We start from the raw sequence: 17,962 nt of genomic DNA on the forward strand, positions 1-17,962 counted from the left end.
ATGGATTTTGCGGCAACGTACAAAATCTGTCAACAAAAGCCGCACTGACCTGGAAGAAGAAATGACAAACTCCGCCAAAAAAGACTATGTTCTGGACACTCAGGTTGGCTTTTTGATGCGCCGGGCCAATCAACGCCATCAGGCATTGTTTTCGGATCATATCGACGACATCACCCCCACCCAGTTCGCCGCACTGTTCAAGCTCTGTGAATTGCGGGAAACGTCTCAGAATGCGCTTGGACGAGCCACAGCCATGGATGCCGCCACGATCAAAGGCGTGGTGGACCGCTTGCGGCGCAAAGGGTACATCCACAATGCTGCTGACCCCAATGATCAACGCCGTATCCTGCTCAGACCAACCGCGACAGCGTGGGAACTTTATGAAACACTTATCCCCAAGGCCCATCAGATCACCAAAGCAACGCTCGCCCCACTAAGCAAGGGCGAACAGACGATTTTCCTGACGCTGCTGAGCAAGTTGATCTGATCTGGCATCATGCCGACGCGATGCCAAAAAACCTGAACAATAAGTCGTAACCATATAAAAAATTTATAAAATATTTTTTCGACAGAAAAACTGCGCCAATTTTACGCCCAGAGACACCAAGTCCCGACATACCCGCACGCTTTTCGTTTTCAGGAATGGTGATCGAGGCCCGACCGAACGACGATTGCGCCGACCGCAAACTGGCCAGAAAACTAGTCGCAAATATCGCGAAGTCTGCAAAAAACCGGTTTGTCGGATCAGACAAATCGATCCCCCACAAAACACGCTCCACCTGACTGTGCAATGCACAGCCACAACCACAAATTCCGTCTCTTGAGCTCAAGACTTCACGCACCGGGCTGATCACTGCACACAAATTTCGCGATATTCTAGAGCAGGGTCACAGAACATATCCGTATCCAAATGGCATGACCAGCAAGTTCTCCCTCTGCCGCCCACAATCTGCGGTTGGAAATGCACGAGCACATGGTTTGCAACGGTGCTGTCGTTAAACCGTTGGATGAACTATCTGTACCCTTGGCGGCACAGCCTTGATTGAGAGCGGACGCGAGCCTGTGACGCTCCATTTTCCGCACAACTATGCTATCCAGATCATGACTGGCGCGGGACGGACCTACTGCGCAAAATATGGCTCGACACCCATATCAACATGGACCACGCATTGGTTTCTGGGAGCCGCGAATTCGAACGTGGCGAGATAGACCTCAGTTTTCCCGCGTTACCATTTCACCCGTCATCGCTGAAGAAAATGCCCAGTCTGACGGCATCTATACGGGAAATGATGGCGCAATTTGCGCTGGGCGCCGTTTTTATGGAGGGGAGACGATGGCACAATGAACAAGATTGTCGTTCACCGGAACGGTGCGCCATGCACACCCAGACATCTTCCAAAAAACAGGACATTCCGCTTGAACATCGCAGCCGGGTGCATGTGCGCACGCAGCGTGGCGGTGGCCATAGCAATCCCTTTGATCGCCGTGTTCAGGACGGTCTGACCGATGTCCGGCCGGGCTGGTTCACAATTGAAGACGTGAGTGACAAGTTTGGCGTGGTGGGGACGTAAGACCGCGAAACTGTAGATTACGCCGCAACCAAAACTCTGCGGAGCCAGCGTTAGGCCCCGCAGGAAAGCGACTCAGAAAAACGCCTGAAGCTCGGTTTGGGCCCGCCCAAGGATCAGCGCGTGTACGTCATGCGTGCCCTCATAGGTGTTGACGGTTTCGAGGTTCACCATGTGTCGGATCACGTTAAACTCAAGACTGATGCCATTACCGCCGTGCATATCCCGCGACATGCGCGCAATATCCAGCGCTTTACCGCAATTGTTCCGTTTGATCATGGAAATCATTTCGGGCGCTGCATTGGCATCATCCATCAACCGCCCGACCCGCAACGCGGCTTGCAGCCCCAGTGTAATTTCCGTCTGCATATTCGCCAGTTTCAGCTGAAACAGCTGGGTCTGCGCCAGCGGGCGATTGAATTGCCTGCGGTCCAGCCCATATTGCCGGGCCGCATGCCAGCAAAACTCAGCCGCCCCCATGACACCCCATGCGATGCCGAAACGGGCGCGGTTCAAACACCCGAACGGCCCTTTCAACCCTTCAACATCCGGCAAAAGCGCCTCTTCTCCAACCTCGACATTGTCCATCACAATCTCGCCCGTGATCGACGCGCGCAAACTGGCCTTGTGCTGAATTTTGGGCGCGCTCAGGCCCTTGGTGCCCTTGTCCAGAACAAACCCACGGATTTTGCCGCCATGCGCGTCTGATTTGGCCCAGACAACAAACACATCCGCAATCGGAGAATTGGAAATCCACATTTTGGAACCATTCAGAACGTAGCCGCCATCGCTCTTGCGTGCAGTTGTTTTCATGCCTGCCGGATCAGACCCGGCATCTGGTTCCGTCAACCCAAAACACCCAATGAATTCCCCGGTCGCCAGTTTGGGCAAATATTTTTTACGCTGTTCTTCGCTGCCATAGGCGTAAATCGGATACATCACGAGCGAGCTTTGCACCGACATCATCGACCGATAACCCGAGTCGATACGCTCGACCTCTCTGGCGACAAGGCCATAGGAAACGTATCCCGCTCCGATGCCGCCATACGCTTCGGGGATGGTTGTGCCCAAAAGCCCCATCTCGCCCATTTCGGCAAAAATCGCAGGGTCGGTTGCCTCGTCTTCAAAAGCTGTCGCTACGCGCGGTGCAAGTTTCTCTTCACAATAAGCCCGCGCCGCGTCACGGATCATACGCTCATCTTCTTCCAGCTGGGCTTCCAGCAGGAACGGGTCCTCCCAATTGAACGTCCCCAGTTCGGGACGTGATTGTGGTGCCAGATCTTTGGCCATGAAGACCTCCTCTTCTCATCCAAGTATCAACGAGCCCGAAACCGGATCCCGATGACGTTAATTTCGTCTATCGCTCAATTTATTGAGCATAAATAGGAAAAATATGCGAATCTGATTGGAATCGGTCATCCCTGCCAAAACCTTGGATGATAATTCCGCGTGACAAAAGAGTTTGACGTTGGCAATCGGTTAAAAACACTGCGTAACTTGCATGATTTGTTTCAATGGCAGTTGGCCGACACTACAACTGTGCCCTTTGAGCAGAGATTTCCATGATCAAGCCAACCATTCCAGCCCGTCGTGTACCAGCTTGCGCAAAATCCTTGGCGGCATGGGGTTAAGCATTAGCGATTTCCTTGCACCAGGCTCTGATACTGGTGACGCCATGCTTAGCCACGACATCAGCGAAAGTGGCATTGTTGTTTTCGGCGAAATTGAAGTTACAGCCGGCCCAGAAACACGTGTTTTACGTGCCGGAGACGCGTTTCTTTTTTAACGGCCGCGCTCCACACTGGATTCGCAATCTCACAGAACATCCCGCCGAATTTATTTCGGCCTGCACACCACTCTATTTATAAGGGGCTTTCATGAAACCGCTTGAAGGCATGAAAGTCGTGGGATTGGCGCAAAAGAAAACCGCGCCAGTGTTATTGAAAGGCTGATACCGGCATCGGAGCTTCACGCCCCGACGCCCTTAATTCATTACATTTTGCAGTCGCCCGCATAGGCATCTGAATGACCTTTCAGACCTGTAGCAATGATCTTGTTTGTGTAAACATCGCCCTCTTTAATAACCTCGCGCACATAGATATCCTGAATTGGGTGATGGTTGGACCCAAAGGCAAAATCACCGCGAACTGATTCAAACTCAGCTGCCTTCAGCGCCGCCCGGAACGCATCCGCATCGCCAACATCCGCCTTGTCCATGGCTGACATCAACAAATTGGCTGTGTCAAAACCCTGACTGGCATAGAGCGACGGCAAGCGCCCGTATTCAGCCTGAAAACTCTCGACAAAGGCGTTATTGGCCGCGTTGTCGATATCCTTGTTCCACTGACTGGTGTTCTTCACACCCATCGCTGCGCCACCAACGGCCTGCAGAATGCCCTGATCAAAACTGAACGCCGGGCCGACAACCGGCAGATCGACGCCGCTATCTGCATATTGCTTGAGGAACGAAATCCCCATGCCACCGGGTAGAAAGAAAAATACGCTATCGGCGCCACTGGCCCTGATTTGTGCAATTTCCGCCGCATAATCGGTCTGTCCCAGTTTGGTATAAACTTCGCCGGCCAGATCACCTTTGAAAAAGCGTTTATACCCGGTCAGCGCGTCTTTGCCCGCCGGATAATTCGGGGCCAATATAAAGCTGTTTTTGAAACTGGCATCATTGGAATACGCGCCTGCAGCCTCGTGCAAATTGTCATTCTGCCATGCGACGTTGAAATAATTCGGATGACAACCCTTGCCCGCCAGCGCCGATGGTCCGGCATTCGGAGACAGATAGAATTTTCCCTGCGCGGTCGTTGCCGGAACCACAGCCATGGCCAGGTTTGACCAGATGATCCCGGTCAGAACATCCACTTTTTCGGATTGGATCATCTTGTCCGCCAATTGCACGGCCACATCCGGTTTGCGCTGATCATCCTCGATGACAACCTCCAGATCGCTGCGCCCGGACTGTTTGACCGCCAGCATAAACCCGTCACGTACATCAATGCCCAGACCGGCACCGCCACCCGACAAAGTGGTGATCATGCCGACCTTTACGTCAGCCTGCGCGCCTATGGCCAACCCGGCCATCATCGCCGCAATTGTCAACGTTTTGAAATTCATATCGCTCTCCCTGTTTTATGGGTCTAACTGTGGTCAACTCAGCTGCCTAAGGTCAAGCTTTGGGATGCGTGAAAATCATGTGTTTTGCCCGGGACAATTGTTGCAGCGCACCATGGTCTGCCAATTGCTCGGTACTTTACCAAATATCGACCGTTGTTACCCGCCGCAGCCAGACGAGCCGTAAAACTTCGAAACTATGACAAATCCGCAGGCGGCCCCAAAGAACCGCGCAAACGCACATCCGCATCCAGCTTTTCCGTTTGTCCGCCGCTTTTCCCTTCGACCATGTCCATAAGAATTCTGGCCGCCTTTGTGCCCATCTCACGATGTGGCACATGTACAGTTGTCAGAGCTGGCACAACAATTCTGGCCAGTTCGATATCGTCGAATCCCGTAATGGAAACGTCACTGGGAACAATCAAACCAAGCTCGCGCGCGCGCTTCATAGCCCCCACCGCCAGAACGTCATTGCCGCAAATCACGGCTGTTGGGGGCGTTGCCAATGCCATTAGTTGATCAAAGGCCAGTGCGCCGGTTTCAATCCCGTACGACGTTTCAAAAATCGTTGTGGCCTCAGAATCCATTCCAGCCGCCGCCACAGCATCCATTACGCCCAATATCCGCTGCTGCGCGCGATCATTGCCCGTCCTTTTCGCGGACACCACGGCAATACGGCGATGCCCTTTTTCCAGCACGCTTTCGGTCAACGTCCGCATTGCCGCACGATTATCGAACCCAATCGAATGCAGTTTGGCACCTTCGTTATGGCTCCACGCGACCAGCGCCTGAACGCCTTGCGTCGCCAAAAACTTATAGATCTCTGGATCACGGCTGTGACCAATCAACAAAAGCCCATCCGCGCCACGTGACACCAGCGTGCGAATTTGCTCCTCTTCGATGTCCTCGCGATACGACGAACTGGCCACAAGAAGCGTATATCCACTCTGACGCAGTTCTTCCTGAAATGCCTGAATACCCCGCGCGAAAATTGCGTTTTCCATGGTTGGGATGATGGCGCCAATCGTGTTTGTACGCCTGGACGCCATTGCCCGCGCGCCGAAATTTGGCGAATAACCAAGCTCGTGAACGGCTTGCATCACCCTGTCACGCGTCGAATCAATCACACGGTCCGGCGAATTCAGACAACGTGAAACCGTCGCTGTCGACACACCTGCGGCCTTGGCAACGTCATTCAGTGTCGGAATAGCAAGCGGTGCTGACATAGTTTCACCTATTCTCAGTGGGGCTATAGCCTAAAATTTGTAACTTAAGTGGATTATGCAATCACTTGCCTCAAAATGTAAACGCTTGCATTATCCATATGTAAGCGCTTACATGGCCAGCAAACCACTCCTGACGAGGGAGACCGATCAAATGTCTATGTGCCAGCGATTTCCACAACTTTGTTGCCAGACATCTACAAATAGGACCAATCCAAGATGGCTCGAGAATACCTAAAAAAGGCCTCCCTGACCTCAAAATCAGACGCATCAGATGTGCATGACACGGTGGTAAAAATTCTGTCGGATATCGAGGCTGGAGGCGATGAAGCCGCGCTGGAATATGCCGCGAAGTTCGATCAATACGACGGCAATATCGTGCTGACCCCGGAAGAAATCGCAGCGGCTTGTGCCCTGGTCCCCGAAAAGCTCAAACAAGATATTCTGTTCGCCCATGACAACGTCAAACGCTTTGCCGAAATGCAGAAATCGACTGTTGCGGATGTAGAATATGAGGTCGTGCCTGGCCTGATAGCAGGGCAAAAGGCGATCCCCGTGGATGCGGCGGGCTGTTATGCGCCCGGTGGACGCTACAGCCATGTTGCCAGCGCGATAATGACCGTGACCACCGCCAAGGTTGCAGGTTGCAAACACATCGCCGCCTGTTCGCCGCCGCGCCCGGGCGTCGGCATCGCCCCGGCCATTGTCTATGCCGCGCATATTTGCGGCGCAGACAAGATCATCGCCATGGGTGGTGTTCAGGGCGTTGCCGCCATGACGTTTGGATTGTTCGGCCTGCCCAAGGCCAACATTCTGGTGGGTCCTGGCAATCAGTTTGTCGCCGAAGCCAAACGCATTTTGTTTGGCCGTGTCGGTATCGACATGATCGCTGGCCCAACCGACAGCCTGATCCTTGCTGACGAAACCGCTGATGCGCATATCGTGGCAACCGACCTCGTCAGTCAGGCGGAACATGGCTACAACTCACCTGTCTGGCTGGTAACAGACAATCGAAAACTCGCCAATGAAGTCATCGACATAGTGCCGGATCTTATCGCGGATCTGCCCGAGATTAACCGCGAAAATGCTGCGGCGGCATGGCGCGATTATGCTGAGGTTATTCTCTGTGCCGATCGCGAAGAAATGGCGGCGACCTCTGACGATTATGCCCCGGAGCACCTGACTGTGCAGGCCAAAGACCTTGAATGGTGGCTTGACCGCCTGACCTGCTATGGCTCGTTGTTTCTGGGCGAGGAAACCACGGTCTCATATGGGGACAAGGCTGCAGGCACCAACCATGTTCTGCCCACCTCAGGGGCCGCGAATTATACCGGTGGCCTTTCGGTTCACAAATACATGAAAATCGTCACTTGGCAGCGTGCCACGCGCGAAGGTTCCAAACCCGTTGCCGAGGCCACGGCGCGTATTGCCCGGCTCGAAGGTATGGAAGGACACGCGCGTGCCGCCGATGTGCGTCTGGCCAAATACTTCCCCGATGAACAGTTTGATCTGACCGCAAATGGTTGATCCGCGTACCCTGTTTGACCTCTCAGGTCGGGTCGCTTGCGTGACTGGCGCCAGCTCCGGGCTGGGACAGCAAGCCGCCACTGCATTGGCCGCTGCAGGCGCAAATGTTGTCGGTGTGGCACGCCGACAGGACGCGCTGACCCAATGGCAGACAGAAATCGGACCCGCCGCCGCTGTGGTTGTTGCCGATGTGGCAGACCGCGCCTTTGTTGATGACCTAAGAAACGCCATATCTGCACCGTTTGGAGCACCGGACATCATCGTGCACGCCGCCGGGATCAACACCCGCCAAGCCGCCGACGACGTAACGTCAGAAGGCTGGGACACGACGCTTGCGCTCAATCTGTCGGCGCCTTTCTTTCTCAGTCAGGCGCTTGTACCTGCGATGAAATCCAAAGGCTGGGGGCGGATCATCAACTTTGCTTCCCTGCAATCCAGCCGCGCCTTTCCCGGTGGGATCGCCTATGGCGCGTCAAAAGCCGGGATTGCCCAGCTGACCCGCGCCATGGCCGAGGCATGGTCGCCTCACGGTATTACGGCCAATGCCATTGGCCCGGGATTCTTTCCGACAGTTCTGACGGCCAAGGTCTTTTCGGATGCAAAACGCGCCGCGTCTAACGCGGAACAAACCTGCATTGGTCGCAACGGGCAGCTGGAAGACATCGACGGGCCACTGATTTTCCTGTGCTCTGACGCATCAGCATACGTAACCGGCCAGACACTTATGGTCGACGGAGGGTTTACCGCCAAATGAAAGCGCTTGTTTATGAAGGTGTCGAAACGCTGACGTTTCGCGATGTGCCCGACCCGACACCGGGCCCGGATGAACAGCTTATTCGCATCAGCGCCGTTGGAATTTGCGGGTCTGACATGCATGCCTATCTGGGGCATGATGACCGCCGCCCTGCCCCGTTGATACTGGGTCACGAAGCGGCAGGGGTCATCGTTGGCGGCGCGCGCGATGGCGAACGTGTCACCATTAATCCGTTGGTGACCTGCGGTTCATGCTATGCCTGCGAAAACGGGCGCGAAAACCTCTGCCCGACACGTCAGATCATCTCTATGCCGCCCCGCGAAGGCGCGTTTGCCCAATATGTCGCCATGCCGCCGCAAAATCTGGTGACTGTGCCGGACCATGTGGCGCTGAAAAAGGCAGCGCTGGCCGAGCCGCTGGCCGTTGGTTGGCACGCGGTCAAACTGGCGCTTGAGGCGTTACATCCGGCAATGGACCAGAGCGCCTTGGTTCTTGGCGGCGGTGCAATTGGCCTTGCTGCAGCCCTTGCGTTGCGCGCCATGGGAGTCGAGGACATTACAATCGTCGAACCCAATGATGCGCGCCGCGCCTTTCTGAACGACATATGCCTTCAAAAAGCCGCTCAATCGGCAACCGGCCAATATTCTATTGTCATTGATGCGGTTGGCTACGCCGCAACCCGCACGACCGCGTCTCAGCTGGCCTGCCCCGGCGGCGTCATGGCACATATAGGTCTGGGCGAAGACATGGGTGGACTCGATATCCGCCGCATGACGCTTCAGGAGATCACCTTTATTGGAACCTACGTTTATACCGCTCAGGATTTCCGCAACACGGCACAAGCCATTTTTGACGGCAGCCTTGGCGATCTGGACTGGATCGAAACCCGTGCTTTGAAAGATGGGGCCGCTGCCTTTGCCGCCCTGCGGTCGGGCCAAATCGCAGCCCCAAAAATTATCCTCGATCCCTGGGCCTGACACATCATCAACCGCCGGCCAGGTTGCCCGCGCCTGTTCCAGGAGTTCAACACTAATCCCTTACCCAAATTCCTCAAGACACGATAAGGACCCACCTGAACCAATGAATATTTCCAAAAAGATCACGGATGATCTGGTCGCAAATGACATTTCCTTTGTCACGACCGTCCCGTGCAAACAGCTCGCCGGTGTGATCGACGACCTCGAACAGCGTGACGACATTTTTCACATTCCGTCCAACAAAGAAGACGAAGGCATGGGCCTGTGTGCAGGTGCCTGGATGGGCGGCAAACGCCCCGCCATCATCATGCAGAACACCGCAATTGGCGTGACAATCAACACGCTGGCCACGCTGATCCAGTATTACCGCATGCCCTTGCCCATGCTGATCAGCTATCGCGGAGAGCTGCGCGAACCTGTTGCCTGTCAGGTCGAAATGGCGGTGCACACCAAAGCGCTGTTGGCACAGCTGAACATCCCAACCTACCACTTCCATAACCAGTCAGACGTCGAAGAACTCGACGCGATCCTGAAATACACTTTTATGTGCAATAAACCGGTCGCCATTCTGACCGATGCCAGTTTCTGGGGAGGCTACGGCGACCAATGATCCGTTCTGAAATTCTCAAAGAGATAGCCCCGATCCTGCGCGACAATCTTGTGGTCTGTAACATCGGTATTCCCAGTCAGGAACTGCACGCCATCGATGACCAACCCAACAACTTTTACATGTTGGGAACGATGGGTCTTGCCTCATCTATCGGACTGGGACTTGCGCTGAGCCAACCTAAGCCGGTGATCGTTATTGATGGCGACGGGTCCGTTCTGACCAATTTGGGCACACTGCCGACAATCGCCAACAACGTTGCCAACAACTATATCCTGCTGATCGTTGATAATGGCTCTTATGGGTCCACTGGTGATCAACCGACCTATGCAGGCATGAAGACCTCGCTTGCCGACGTGGCATCGGCGTGTGGTTGTGAAAACGTGGTTGAATGCAAAGCCGAAGACACCGGGCGCGCAGTTCAGGATGCGTTAGAGGGTGGCAAGATGACCATCATCGTCAGCAAATGTGAGAGCGGAAATGCCAAGATGCCCGTTATCACTATGGATCCGGTGGTCATCCGTGATCGGTTTATGAAAGCGGTTCAGGCCTGATCCATGACACGCGCCGCGCATATTCATTCCAGCGAAGATGCGCGGCGTCTCGCACGACGCCGCCTGCCATGGATGGTGTTTGACTATATTGATGGCACCGCAGGCGCGGGTTCCGGCGCATCCCGGGGCCGCGCCGCCCTGGATGCTCTCTGCCTGCGTCCCCGCATCTTACGGGACGTGGCAGACCGGTCGCTAACTAGCACAGTTTTTGGCGCCCCCGCGCAAAGACCGTTTGGGATCGCACCCATGGGCATGTGCAATCTTTCCGGGCCGGGCGCAGATTTGATGCTGGCCCGGCTTGCAGCCCGCCACAAAGTTCCCCTTGGCGTTTCAACCGTTGCCTCGACCCCGATGGAACACCTGATAGAAACCGCCGAAGGCCACGCATGGTTCCAGCTTTATTTCAGCGGCGACGGAACAGGCACGTTCAAGCTGGTCGACCGCGCCCAACAGGCTGGCTATGAAACTCTGGTTCTGACGGTAGATGTACCCGAAGTTGGCCGTCGTCCAAGAGAACTGCGTCACGGGTTCACCATGCCGTTCCGCATTGGTCCGCGCCAGTTTCTCGACTTTGCCCTGCACCCACAATGGTCGCTGAAGACACTTGCTTCCGGGCGCCCGCAAATGGCCAATTTTCTGGCAGACGGGTTTTCCTTTGATCGCACCGAAAGCCGCGCCAAGGCAAATTGGGATACGCTAAAACGTCTGCGCGATAAATGGCCGGGTAAGCTGGTCGTCAAGGGTGTTCTGGATGCTCAGGATGCCACGCAACTGCAAAACTATGGCGTGGATGCCATTCAGGTCTCAAGCCACGGCGCCCGTCAGCTCGAAGGCGCGCCCGCGCCCATCGATGCCCTGCGCAGTATTCGCGAAGCGGTATCCCCCGACATGCCGCTTTTCTTTGACAGCGGGGTACGCTCTGGCGAAGACGTGCTCAAGGCGCTGGGCACCGGAGCGCAATTCGTGTTTCTGGGCCGCATCCTGCAATTTGCCATCGCCGCAGGAGGCGAAGAAGGTCTTAACCGCCTTTGGGACGTCATCAGTCAGGAACTAAGTATCGCCATGGCACAGGTAGGTTTGACTGACTTGAACGGCGATACAAGTACTGCTCTGTCCACCCCGCCACAATCTTCAAACTGACGTCCGCCAACACGAAAAACGAGCAAACCTGCCGCCTCAAAAATGGCACGGGCAAGACAACCATCGGCACGTTTTCGGCAAGAAAACACCCCTCACCCGGCATAACGACGCCGCACGGCCCTGCCACGCTGCTGTCTGTAAACCCGTGCAGACTGTCAGCATACGTTGACCCGACCTGCACCCCAAAAGGAGCAGTGCCGTGCCATATGTAAGCCCATCACAATCCATTCCTTCCCAGCAATCTCCACGCAAGGGCGGCCCCGGAAAAGACAGACCGCAACAACCCGATCCCAAAAAACCGATTTTCACTGATTGGGCCATGATCTGATTTTTGTCGGTTGAATCCGCTTATCATCCCGGTATGTTCACGGTATGTCCGAACCGGTATCTTCCATTCGAAACCTTGGCCCCGCTTACGAGGAAGCCTGCGCGCGCGTCGGCATCACCTCGGCTCAGCAACTGCGCGATCTTGGCCCGGATGAAACCTATGCAAAACTTCTGCAAGCCGGAACCAAGCCGCATTTCATTGGCTATTACGTGCTGGTTATGGGGCTTCAGGGCCGCCCATGGAATGACTGCAAGGGCAAAGAAAAAGAAGCACTGCGCAAGCGCTTTGATGCAATCAAAGCTAAATCGCACGACAAAGGCCGCTCCGATCTCGAAGCGGCCCTCAATAGAATCGGCGTTATCGAAAAACGCCGCTGAACTCTGATGTGCCGAAAATATTCCGACAATGGTCATTGATGTGTCATTGATCCGGACCGCGTGAGCGACCCGATCCGATCAACCCACCAGTTCCAGACCTGAGAAGAAATACGAAATCTCAACAGCTGCCGTTTCCGGTGCGTCCGAACCGTGAACCGAGTTTTCGCCAACTGATTCAGCAAATTCAGCGCGGATGGTGCCAGCTGCTGCGTCTGCCGGGTTGGTTGCGCCCATGACTTCACGGTTTTTCGCAATGGCGCCTTCGCCTTCCAGAACCTGGCAAACAATCGGGGCAGATGCCATGAATTCGCACAATTCGTCATAAAAAGGACGCTCGGCGTGTACGGCGTAGAAAACACCAGCTTGCGCTTTGGTCAGGTGAATGCGCTTCTGAGCAACAATGCGCAGACCGGCTTCCTCGAATTTTGCATTGATCGCACCCGTCAGGTTGCGGCGGGTGGCATCGGGTTTGATGATTGAAAAGGTGCGTTCCAGCGCCATGTGAGTATCTCCATTATCCGGGACGGGCGAAATACCCGCGCCGCGTTCAAATTTGCGCTCCGATACCATGAGATCACAGCCTTGAAAAGCGGTGATTGACGCGGCTCTCATGTTCCGTCAAACGGTCCCACATGCTCAAGATTTCAGACATCAGCTATTCCGTCGAAGGCCGCCCCCTGTTTCAGGACGCCTCCGCCACCATTCCACCGGGTCACAAAGTCGGTCTGATCGGACGCAACGGCGCCGGTAAGACCACGCTGTTCCGCCTGATCCGCGGCGAACTGGCCCTTGAGGGCGGGACAATCTCCCTGCCCCGGCGCGCCCGCATTGGCGGCGTGTCCCAAGAGGTGCCGGGCAACGAAGTGTCGTTGCTCAACACGGTGCTGGCCGCAGACACCGAACGCGCCGAACTGATGGCCGAGGCCGAAACCGCTACAGATGCGACCCGCATCGCTGATATTCAGACCCGTCTGGCGGACATCAATGCCTGGAGCGCCGAAGCCCGCGCCGGGTCTATCCTCAAAGGTCTGGGATTTGATCACACCGAACAGCAAATGCCCTGCTCTGCCTTTTCGGGTGGCTGGCGCATGCGTGTCGCCCTGGCGGCAGTGCTGTTTTCGCAGCCTGACTATCTGTTGTTGGACGAACCGACCAACTATCTCGACCTCGAAGGCGCGCTGTGGCTGGAAAACTATCTGGTCAAATATCCCCACACCGTCCTGATCATCAGCCACGACCGAGAATTGCTGAACCGGTCTGTTGGTGCCATCCTGCATCTGGATGAACGCAAACTCACCTATTACACCGGCCCATACGACCAGTTTGCCCGCCAACGCGCCGAACAGCGCGCAGTTCAAACCGCCGCCGCCAAGAAACAACAGGCGCAGCGTGAACATCTTCAGGCCTTTGTGGATCGTTTCAAGGCCAAGGCCAGCAAAGCCAAACAGGCCCAGTCCCGCGTGAAAATGCTGGAAAAAATGACCCCGATCACGGCACCCGAAGACGCCGCGCGCGTGGTGTTCACCTTTCCAAAACCCGAAGAGCTGTCCCCCCCGATCATCGCCATTGAAGGTGGCTCAACCGGATATGGCGAAACCGTTGTTCTGAAAAATCTGAACCTGCGCATTGACCAGGACGACCGGATCGCGCTGCTTGGTAAAAACGGTCAGGGTAAATCTACGCTGGCCAAATTGTTGTCCAGCCGGCTGGATCCGATGAGCGGCAAGTTCACCAAGTCCAGCAAACTGCGCATCGGTTTCTTCGCTCAGCATCAGGTCAATGAACTGTATGTCGACGAGACCCCAATCCAACACCTGATGCGCGAGCGCCCGGCGGAAGGTCAGGCCCGCTTGCGCGCCCGTCTGGCGGGTTTTGGCCTTGGGGCTGCGCAAGCTGAAACCGAAGTGGGCCGCCTGTCGGGCGGGCAAAAAGCACGCCTGTCCCTGCTGTTGGCCACACTGGATGCCCCGCATCTGCTGATCCTCGATGAGCCAACAAACCACCTTGATATCGAAAGCCGCGAAGCGTTGGTCGAAGCGCTGACCGCCTATTCAGGCGCCGTCATTCTGGTCAGCCACGACATGCACTTGCTGACCCTTGTCGCGGACCGGCTGTGGCTTGTGCAGGACGGCACCGTCAGACCGTATGAAGACGACTTGCCTGCCTATCGCAAACTGTTGCTCAGTGCCGACAAGCCTGCGGGTAAAGGCAAACAGAAAGCCGCGCCTAAAAAAGCAACGCGCGACGACATTCTGGCGCTCAAGTCCGACGTGCGAAAATGCGAACAACGCGTTGAAAAACTGAACGATATGAACGAAAAGCTAGCGAAAAAGCTGGCCGACCCAAATATCTACGAAGACGGCAAGCTGGGCGAAATGGAAGTCTGGCAACGCAAATACGCCGAAGTACGCGACGCTCAGGATCGTGCCGAGGAATTGTGGATGCGCGCGCTGGAAAAACTTGAAAAGGCGCAAGCCTGACCGCTAGGTTATTCAGATGGAAACCTCCGCCCTCATCACTGCGTTTGTCACGTTATTTGTGATTATCGACCCAATTGGGTTGATGCCGATGTTTGTCGCGCTGACCCAGGGGGTTCCGGCAGACACGCGGCGCAAAATTGCGATACGGGCTTGCTTTATCTCTTTTGGTCTCTTGGCGCTGTTTGCCTTCTTTGGCGAGGCCGTGCTGGGTTTCATCGGCATTTCCATGCCCGCTTTTCGCATTTCCGGCGGTGCTTTGCTGTTTCTCACGGCGCTGGATATGCTGTTTGAACGTCGCAACAAACGTCGCGAAGATCGCGCCGACGAAGATGACCACCCCGATCCATCCGTCTTTCCACTGGCCATTCCGCTGATCGCCGGGCCGGGATCCATCGCCACCGTCATTCTTTTGGCCGGGCAATACCCAGGCGTACAGTCCACCTTTCTGATCCTGGGGGTTGCCCTTGCGGTTCTTGTCGTTGTCCTCGGCTTCTTTTTGATGGCCGGGTTATTTGAGCGTCTTTTGGGGCGCACCGGCATCACCGTGGTCACTCGATTGCTTGGTATGCTTCTGGCCGCTCTGTCGGTGCAATTCATCCTCGAAGGCCTGCGCGATTTCGGATTTGCTGCCTGACACTTCCTTCCTGAACGACGGCACCCTATATCTTTGTCATGAGCAGTCTTGAACTTGGCAATCTTGCCTACCTCGTCCTTTTGACCTCCGCTGTGGCGTTCTGGTTTTTCGGCTCCAACCGGCAAAGCCTGGGCAAAACCATGCAACATGCTGTTTTGTGGGGACTTATCTTTCTTGGTGTGATCGCCGTCGTTGGCTTGTGGGACGATATCCGTTCAACCGTAATACCAACGCAGTCCGTGTTTTCCGACTCTGGTCGCATAGAAATCCCACGTGGTCAGGATGGTCATTACCGCCTGACACTGGATGTGAACGACGCGCCTGTGACGTTCATTGTTGATACCGGGGCCTCAGATATTGTGCTGTCCAAATCAGACGCGCGCCGCGTTGGGTTTGACCCGGACACATTGCCCTATTACGGGCGCGCCATGACCGCCAATGGCGAGGTGAAAACCGCACCTGTCACCCTAAAACGTGTCGCGTTGGAAGGCATCGAGGACCACAATGTGTCCGCGCGCATCAATGGCGGTGAGATGGGGCAATCCTTGTTGGGAATGGCCTATTTGCAGCGTTATGATCAGATCACCATCTCGGGCAATCGAATGATCCTGACCCGTTAGCCGCTTTCGGCTTTCTTCTGCCAGCTTCCGCTTTCTTCGGACCAGTATTGCGCGCTGCACCCGGCATCTGTCAGGGTTTTCCATTGAACCCGCGCCTGTTGCACCGCCTCAATGTCGTGCCCGTCAAACAGAACACAGACCCGATCCGCTGCGTTGACCTCGTCCGCCAGAACCTCTGCGCCATCAATGGTCATGACACAGGTTGCCCCATTTGCGTTGTCCATACCTGCGCTCAACAGCACAGGTTGCAACGCATCATGTGGCCCGCCCGCCTGCCCGTGGGGCAAAAAACTCTCGTCGCCAAGCAGCCAGAGCTTTTGATCCAGCCAGTCCACCCTTTGCGGATCGCGGCCCCGGATCAATATCTTCCACCCGGCACCACGTGCCTTGTCCAACAGGCGCGGCAACGTCACTTCTAACGGTGCTTGTGTCAGATGATAGAAATAGACCGCGCCCAAAACCCTACTCCGAAACTTCGTATTGATCCGCAACCAACCGGTTCAACGCCATCACACCCCAGCCTGTGGCGCCTGCCGGGGCGTATGTTGTTGCCGTTTTAACGCTGGCCACGCCTGCAATATCAAGGTGAATCCACGGCATCCCATCCCGCACAAACCGGCGCAGGAATTCTGCTGCTGTCACCGACCCGGCCGGACGCCCGCCAACGTTTTTCAAATCGGCAACCCGCGATTTCAACTGATCCGCATAAGCTTTTCCCAATGGCATACGCCACGCGCCTTCGCCTTCGGTGGCAGCAGCCTTTAGGAATTGGTTACAGATCATGTCCTCGTTGGCAAAAACACCGGCATTTGCATGCCCGAGCCCGATGATGACCGCACCGGTCAACGTCGCCAGATCAATCATGCCCGCCGGATTGAACCGTTCTTGCGCATAGTGCATCACGTCGCATAGCACCAACCGACCCTCTGCATCCGTATTGATCACTTCGATCGTGTCACCCTTCATCGATGTCACAACATCGCCAGGTCGCGTCGCACGCCCCGAGGGCATGTTTTCGACCAAACCCACAAGCCCGACAACATTGGCTTTGGCTTTGCGCAGCGCCAGTGCGCGCATCACACCCGCCACAACACCGGCCCCGCCCATATCCATGGTCATGTCTTCCATGCCCGCCGCCGGTTTCAGCGAAATCCCGCCGGTGTCAAACACCACACCTTTGCCGACGAGAGCCAGCGGCGCGGCATTGGTTTCACCGCCATTCCACTGCATCACAACAACTTTCGACGGGCTGTCAGACCCGATCCCGACAGACAACAACGCGCCCATGCCAAGCTCGGCCAGCTTGTCTTCGTCCAGCACCTCTACGTCCAGCCCAATCGACTGCATCGCGTCCAGCCGATTGGCAAACTCAGTTGTGGTCAAAACATTGGCCGGTTCGTTTATCAGATCGCGGGTGAAAAACACGCCCTCTGCCACGGCCAGTAATGGATCAGCGGCTGCTTTGATTTCGTCGGGTTTGGACACCATCATGCGTACCGTGCGCGCATCCTCAGATGCCTCGGCAGTCTTGTGATCGTCAAACCCATAGTCGCGCAATGCAATGCCCATTGCGATTTCGGCGGCTTTGCGGTGGTTTCCGGCCAACACCAACAAAGGCTGTTCGCCCCGCTTCTGGGCAATCTTTGCCCCCGCCTCGCGTGCCTCCTGAAACGAACACTGGCGCGGCAAAAATACGATATCTACCGCTTCTGCGGCCATGCCCGAAGGCCATGCCATTGTAATAACGTCACCGGTATTGGCACCTTCAGATTTTGCCGCACGCATCCGTTCGACCGCACCCCGCGTCAGCCGGTTCACCCGCCGGGCTTCCTGCCCGAGGTTACCTTCGACCGGCACCAGCACGCAAACGCGCCCTTCGGCTTCGGCAATAAGGTCCAGATTCGTTTCTTCAAAAGAAAGGCTCACCGGTTTTGACACGCTCAAACTCCCTGTTCTGTCGGACAAGACCTATCTCGCGTCGCGCGGCTTGACCAGATAGCAGTTTTCCCAGTGTCTCATTTCCTTTAATGTCCGCTCAAAAGAAGACTTG

General features: G+C 55.7%; 20 protein-coding genes. 13 read left to right on the plus strand and 7 right to left on the minus strand.

Features of this window, described 5'->3' with window-relative positions; translation table 11 throughout:
• The first annotated feature begins 61 nt into the window (after positions 1–61).
• Positions 62–487 (plus strand): MarR family transcriptional regulator, encoded by a 426-nt coding sequence (locus ABJI08_RS16575; protein ID WP_348402958.1) that lies wholly within the window; start codon positions 62–64, stop codon positions 485–487.
• Positions 488–494: 7 nt separating this feature from the next.
• Here the strand turns inward: ABJI08_RS16575 and ABJI08_RS16580 are convergent, their stop codons facing one another.
• On the minus strand, positions 495–779 hold the full coding sequence (locus ABJI08_RS16580; RefSeq protein WP_348402959.1) for a hypothetical protein: 285 nt from the start codon (positions 777–779) through the stop codon (positions 495–497).
• A 378-nt stretch (positions 780–1,157) separates the two neighbouring features.
• Between ABJI08_RS16580 and ABJI08_RS16585 the strand changes: the two genes are divergently transcribed.
• Positions 1,158–1,571: a hypothetical protein gene (locus ABJI08_RS16585; RefSeq protein WP_348402960.1), complete on the plus strand. Its 414-nt coding sequence runs from the start codon at positions 1,158–1,160 to the stop codon at positions 1,569–1,571.
• 72 nt (positions 1,572–1,643) lie between these two features.
• Here ABJI08_RS16585 and ABJI08_RS16590 read toward each other — a convergent pair whose 3' ends face one another.
• The gene (locus ABJI08_RS16590; protein ID WP_348402961.1) at positions 1,644–2,858 is read right to left on the minus strand and encodes an acyl-CoA dehydrogenase; all 1,215 of its coding nucleotides are present in this window, start codon (positions 2,856–2,858) and stop codon (positions 1,644–1,646) included.
• A 256-nt stretch (positions 2,859–3,114) separates the two neighbouring features.
• Between ABJI08_RS16590 and ABJI08_RS16595 the strand changes: the two genes are divergently transcribed.
• Positions 3,115–3,354 carry a cupin domain-containing protein gene (locus ABJI08_RS16595; RefSeq protein WP_348402962.1) on the plus strand — a complete coding sequence of 80 codons (240 nt, stop codon included), beginning with the start codon at positions 3,115–3,117 and terminating at the stop codon, positions 3,352–3,354.
• 206 nt (positions 3,355–3,560) lie between these two features.
• On the opposite strand, the gene ABJI08_RS16600 is transcribed toward ABJI08_RS16595, so the two are convergent.
• The gene (locus ABJI08_RS16600) at positions 3,561–4,694 is read right to left on the minus strand and encodes an ABC transporter substrate-binding protein (RefSeq protein ID WP_348402963.1); all 1,134 of its coding nucleotides are present in this window, start codon (positions 4,692–4,694) and stop codon (positions 3,561–3,563) included.
• Between the two features lie 194 nt (positions 4,695–4,888).
• Positions 4,889–5,917 carry a LacI family DNA-binding transcriptional regulator gene (locus ABJI08_RS16605; protein WP_348402964.1) on the minus strand — a complete coding sequence of 343 codons (1,029 nt, stop codon included), beginning with the start codon at positions 5,915–5,917 and terminating at the stop codon, positions 4,889–4,891.
• A gap of 216 nt (positions 5,918–6,133) precedes the next feature.
• On the opposite strand from ABJI08_RS16605, the gene hisD reads away from it, so the two are divergent.
• From hisD to ABJI08_RS16640, 7 genes are all read left to right on the plus strand, one after another.
• Positions 6,134–7,441 (plus strand): histidinol dehydrogenase, encoded by a 1,308-nt coding sequence (gene hisD / locus ABJI08_RS16610; protein WP_348402965.1) that lies wholly within the window; start codon positions 6,134–6,136, stop codon positions 7,439–7,441.
• Entirely contained in the window at positions 7,434–8,195 is a 762-nt protein-coding gene (locus ABJI08_RS16615; protein WP_348402966.1) for an SDR family oxidoreductase, read from the plus strand. Before hisD ends, ABJI08_RS16615 begins: the two co-directional genes overlap by 8 nt.
• Positions 8,192–9,172, plus strand: a complete 981-nt coding sequence (locus ABJI08_RS16620; protein ID WP_348402967.1) for an alcohol dehydrogenase catalytic domain-containing protein — start codon at positions 8,192–8,194, stop codon at positions 9,170–9,172. The genes ABJI08_RS16615 and ABJI08_RS16620 overlap by 4 nt, the downstream gene beginning before the upstream one ends.
• A gap of 103 nt (positions 9,173–9,275) precedes the next feature.
• On the plus strand, positions 9,276–9,782 hold the full coding sequence (gene comD / locus ABJI08_RS16625; RefSeq protein WP_348402968.1) for a sulfopyruvate decarboxylase subunit alpha: 507 nt from the start codon (positions 9,276–9,278) through the stop codon (positions 9,780–9,782).
• Entirely contained in the window at positions 9,779–10,333 is a 555-nt protein-coding gene (gene comE, locus ABJI08_RS16630) for a sulfopyruvate decarboxylase subunit beta (RefSeq protein ID WP_348402969.1), read from the plus strand. The genes comD and comE overlap by 4 nt, the downstream gene beginning before the upstream one ends.
• A 3-nt stretch (positions 10,334–10,336) precedes the next feature.
• Complete coding sequence (locus ABJI08_RS16635; RefSeq protein ID WP_348402970.1) at positions 10,337–11,473, plus strand: alpha-hydroxy acid oxidase; 1,137 nt, start codon at positions 10,337–10,339, stop codon at positions 11,471–11,473.
• A 372-nt stretch (positions 11,474–11,845) separates the two neighbouring features.
• Complete coding sequence (locus ABJI08_RS16640) at positions 11,846–12,178, plus strand: TfoX/Sxy family DNA transformation protein (protein ID WP_348402971.1); 333 nt, start codon at positions 11,846–11,848, stop codon at positions 12,176–12,178.
• 78 nt (positions 12,179–12,256) lie between these two features.
• On the opposite strand, the gene ndk is transcribed toward ABJI08_RS16640, so the two are convergent.
• Complete coding sequence (gene ndk / locus ABJI08_RS16645; protein ID WP_348403027.1) at positions 12,257–12,679, minus strand: nucleoside-diphosphate kinase; 423 nt, start codon at positions 12,677–12,679, stop codon at positions 12,257–12,259.
• Between the two features lie 131 nt (positions 12,680–12,810).
• Between ndk and ABJI08_RS16650 the strand changes: the two genes are divergently transcribed.
• Genes ABJI08_RS16650 through ABJI08_RS16660 form a run of 3 tightly spaced genes read left to right on the plus strand, consistent with a single transcriptional unit; the run spans position 12,811 to position 15,912 of the window.
• The gene (locus ABJI08_RS16650; protein ID WP_348402972.1) at positions 12,811–14,658 is read left to right on the plus strand and encodes an ABC-F family ATP-binding cassette domain-containing protein; all 1,848 of its coding nucleotides are present in this window, start codon (positions 12,811–12,813) and stop codon (positions 14,656–14,658) included.
• A gap of 16 nt (positions 14,659–14,674) precedes the next feature.
• Positions 14,675–15,292: a MarC family protein gene (locus ABJI08_RS16655; protein WP_348402973.1), complete on the plus strand. Its 618-nt coding sequence runs from the start codon at positions 14,675–14,677 to the stop codon at positions 15,290–15,292.
• 38 nt (positions 15,293–15,330) lie between these two features.
• A complete protein-coding gene (locus ABJI08_RS16660; protein WP_348402974.1) occupies positions 15,331–15,912 on the plus strand; it encodes a TIGR02281 family clan AA aspartic protease in 582 nt (193 codons plus the stop codon).
• On the opposite strand, the gene ABJI08_RS16665 is transcribed toward ABJI08_RS16660, so the two are convergent.
• Both ABJI08_RS16665 and ABJI08_RS16670 read right to left on the minus strand, forming a co-directional pair.
• The gene (locus ABJI08_RS16665) at positions 15,909–16,370 is read right to left on the minus strand and encodes a DNA polymerase III subunit chi (RefSeq protein WP_348402975.1); all 462 of its coding nucleotides are present in this window, start codon (positions 16,368–16,370) and stop codon (positions 15,909–15,911) included. The genes ABJI08_RS16660 and ABJI08_RS16665 overlap by 4 nt on opposite strands.
• Before the next feature lie 4 nt (positions 16,371–16,374).
• Entirely contained in the window at positions 16,375–17,850 is a 1,476-nt protein-coding gene (locus ABJI08_RS16670; protein ID WP_348402976.1) for a leucyl aminopeptidase, read from the minus strand.
• Positions 17,851–17,962 lie beyond the last annotated feature (112 nt).

The sequence above is a fragment of the Shimia sp. genome (assembly GCF_039969785.1).
GTDB lineage: Bacteria > Pseudomonadota > Alphaproteobacteria > Rhodobacterales > Rhodobacteraceae > Shimia.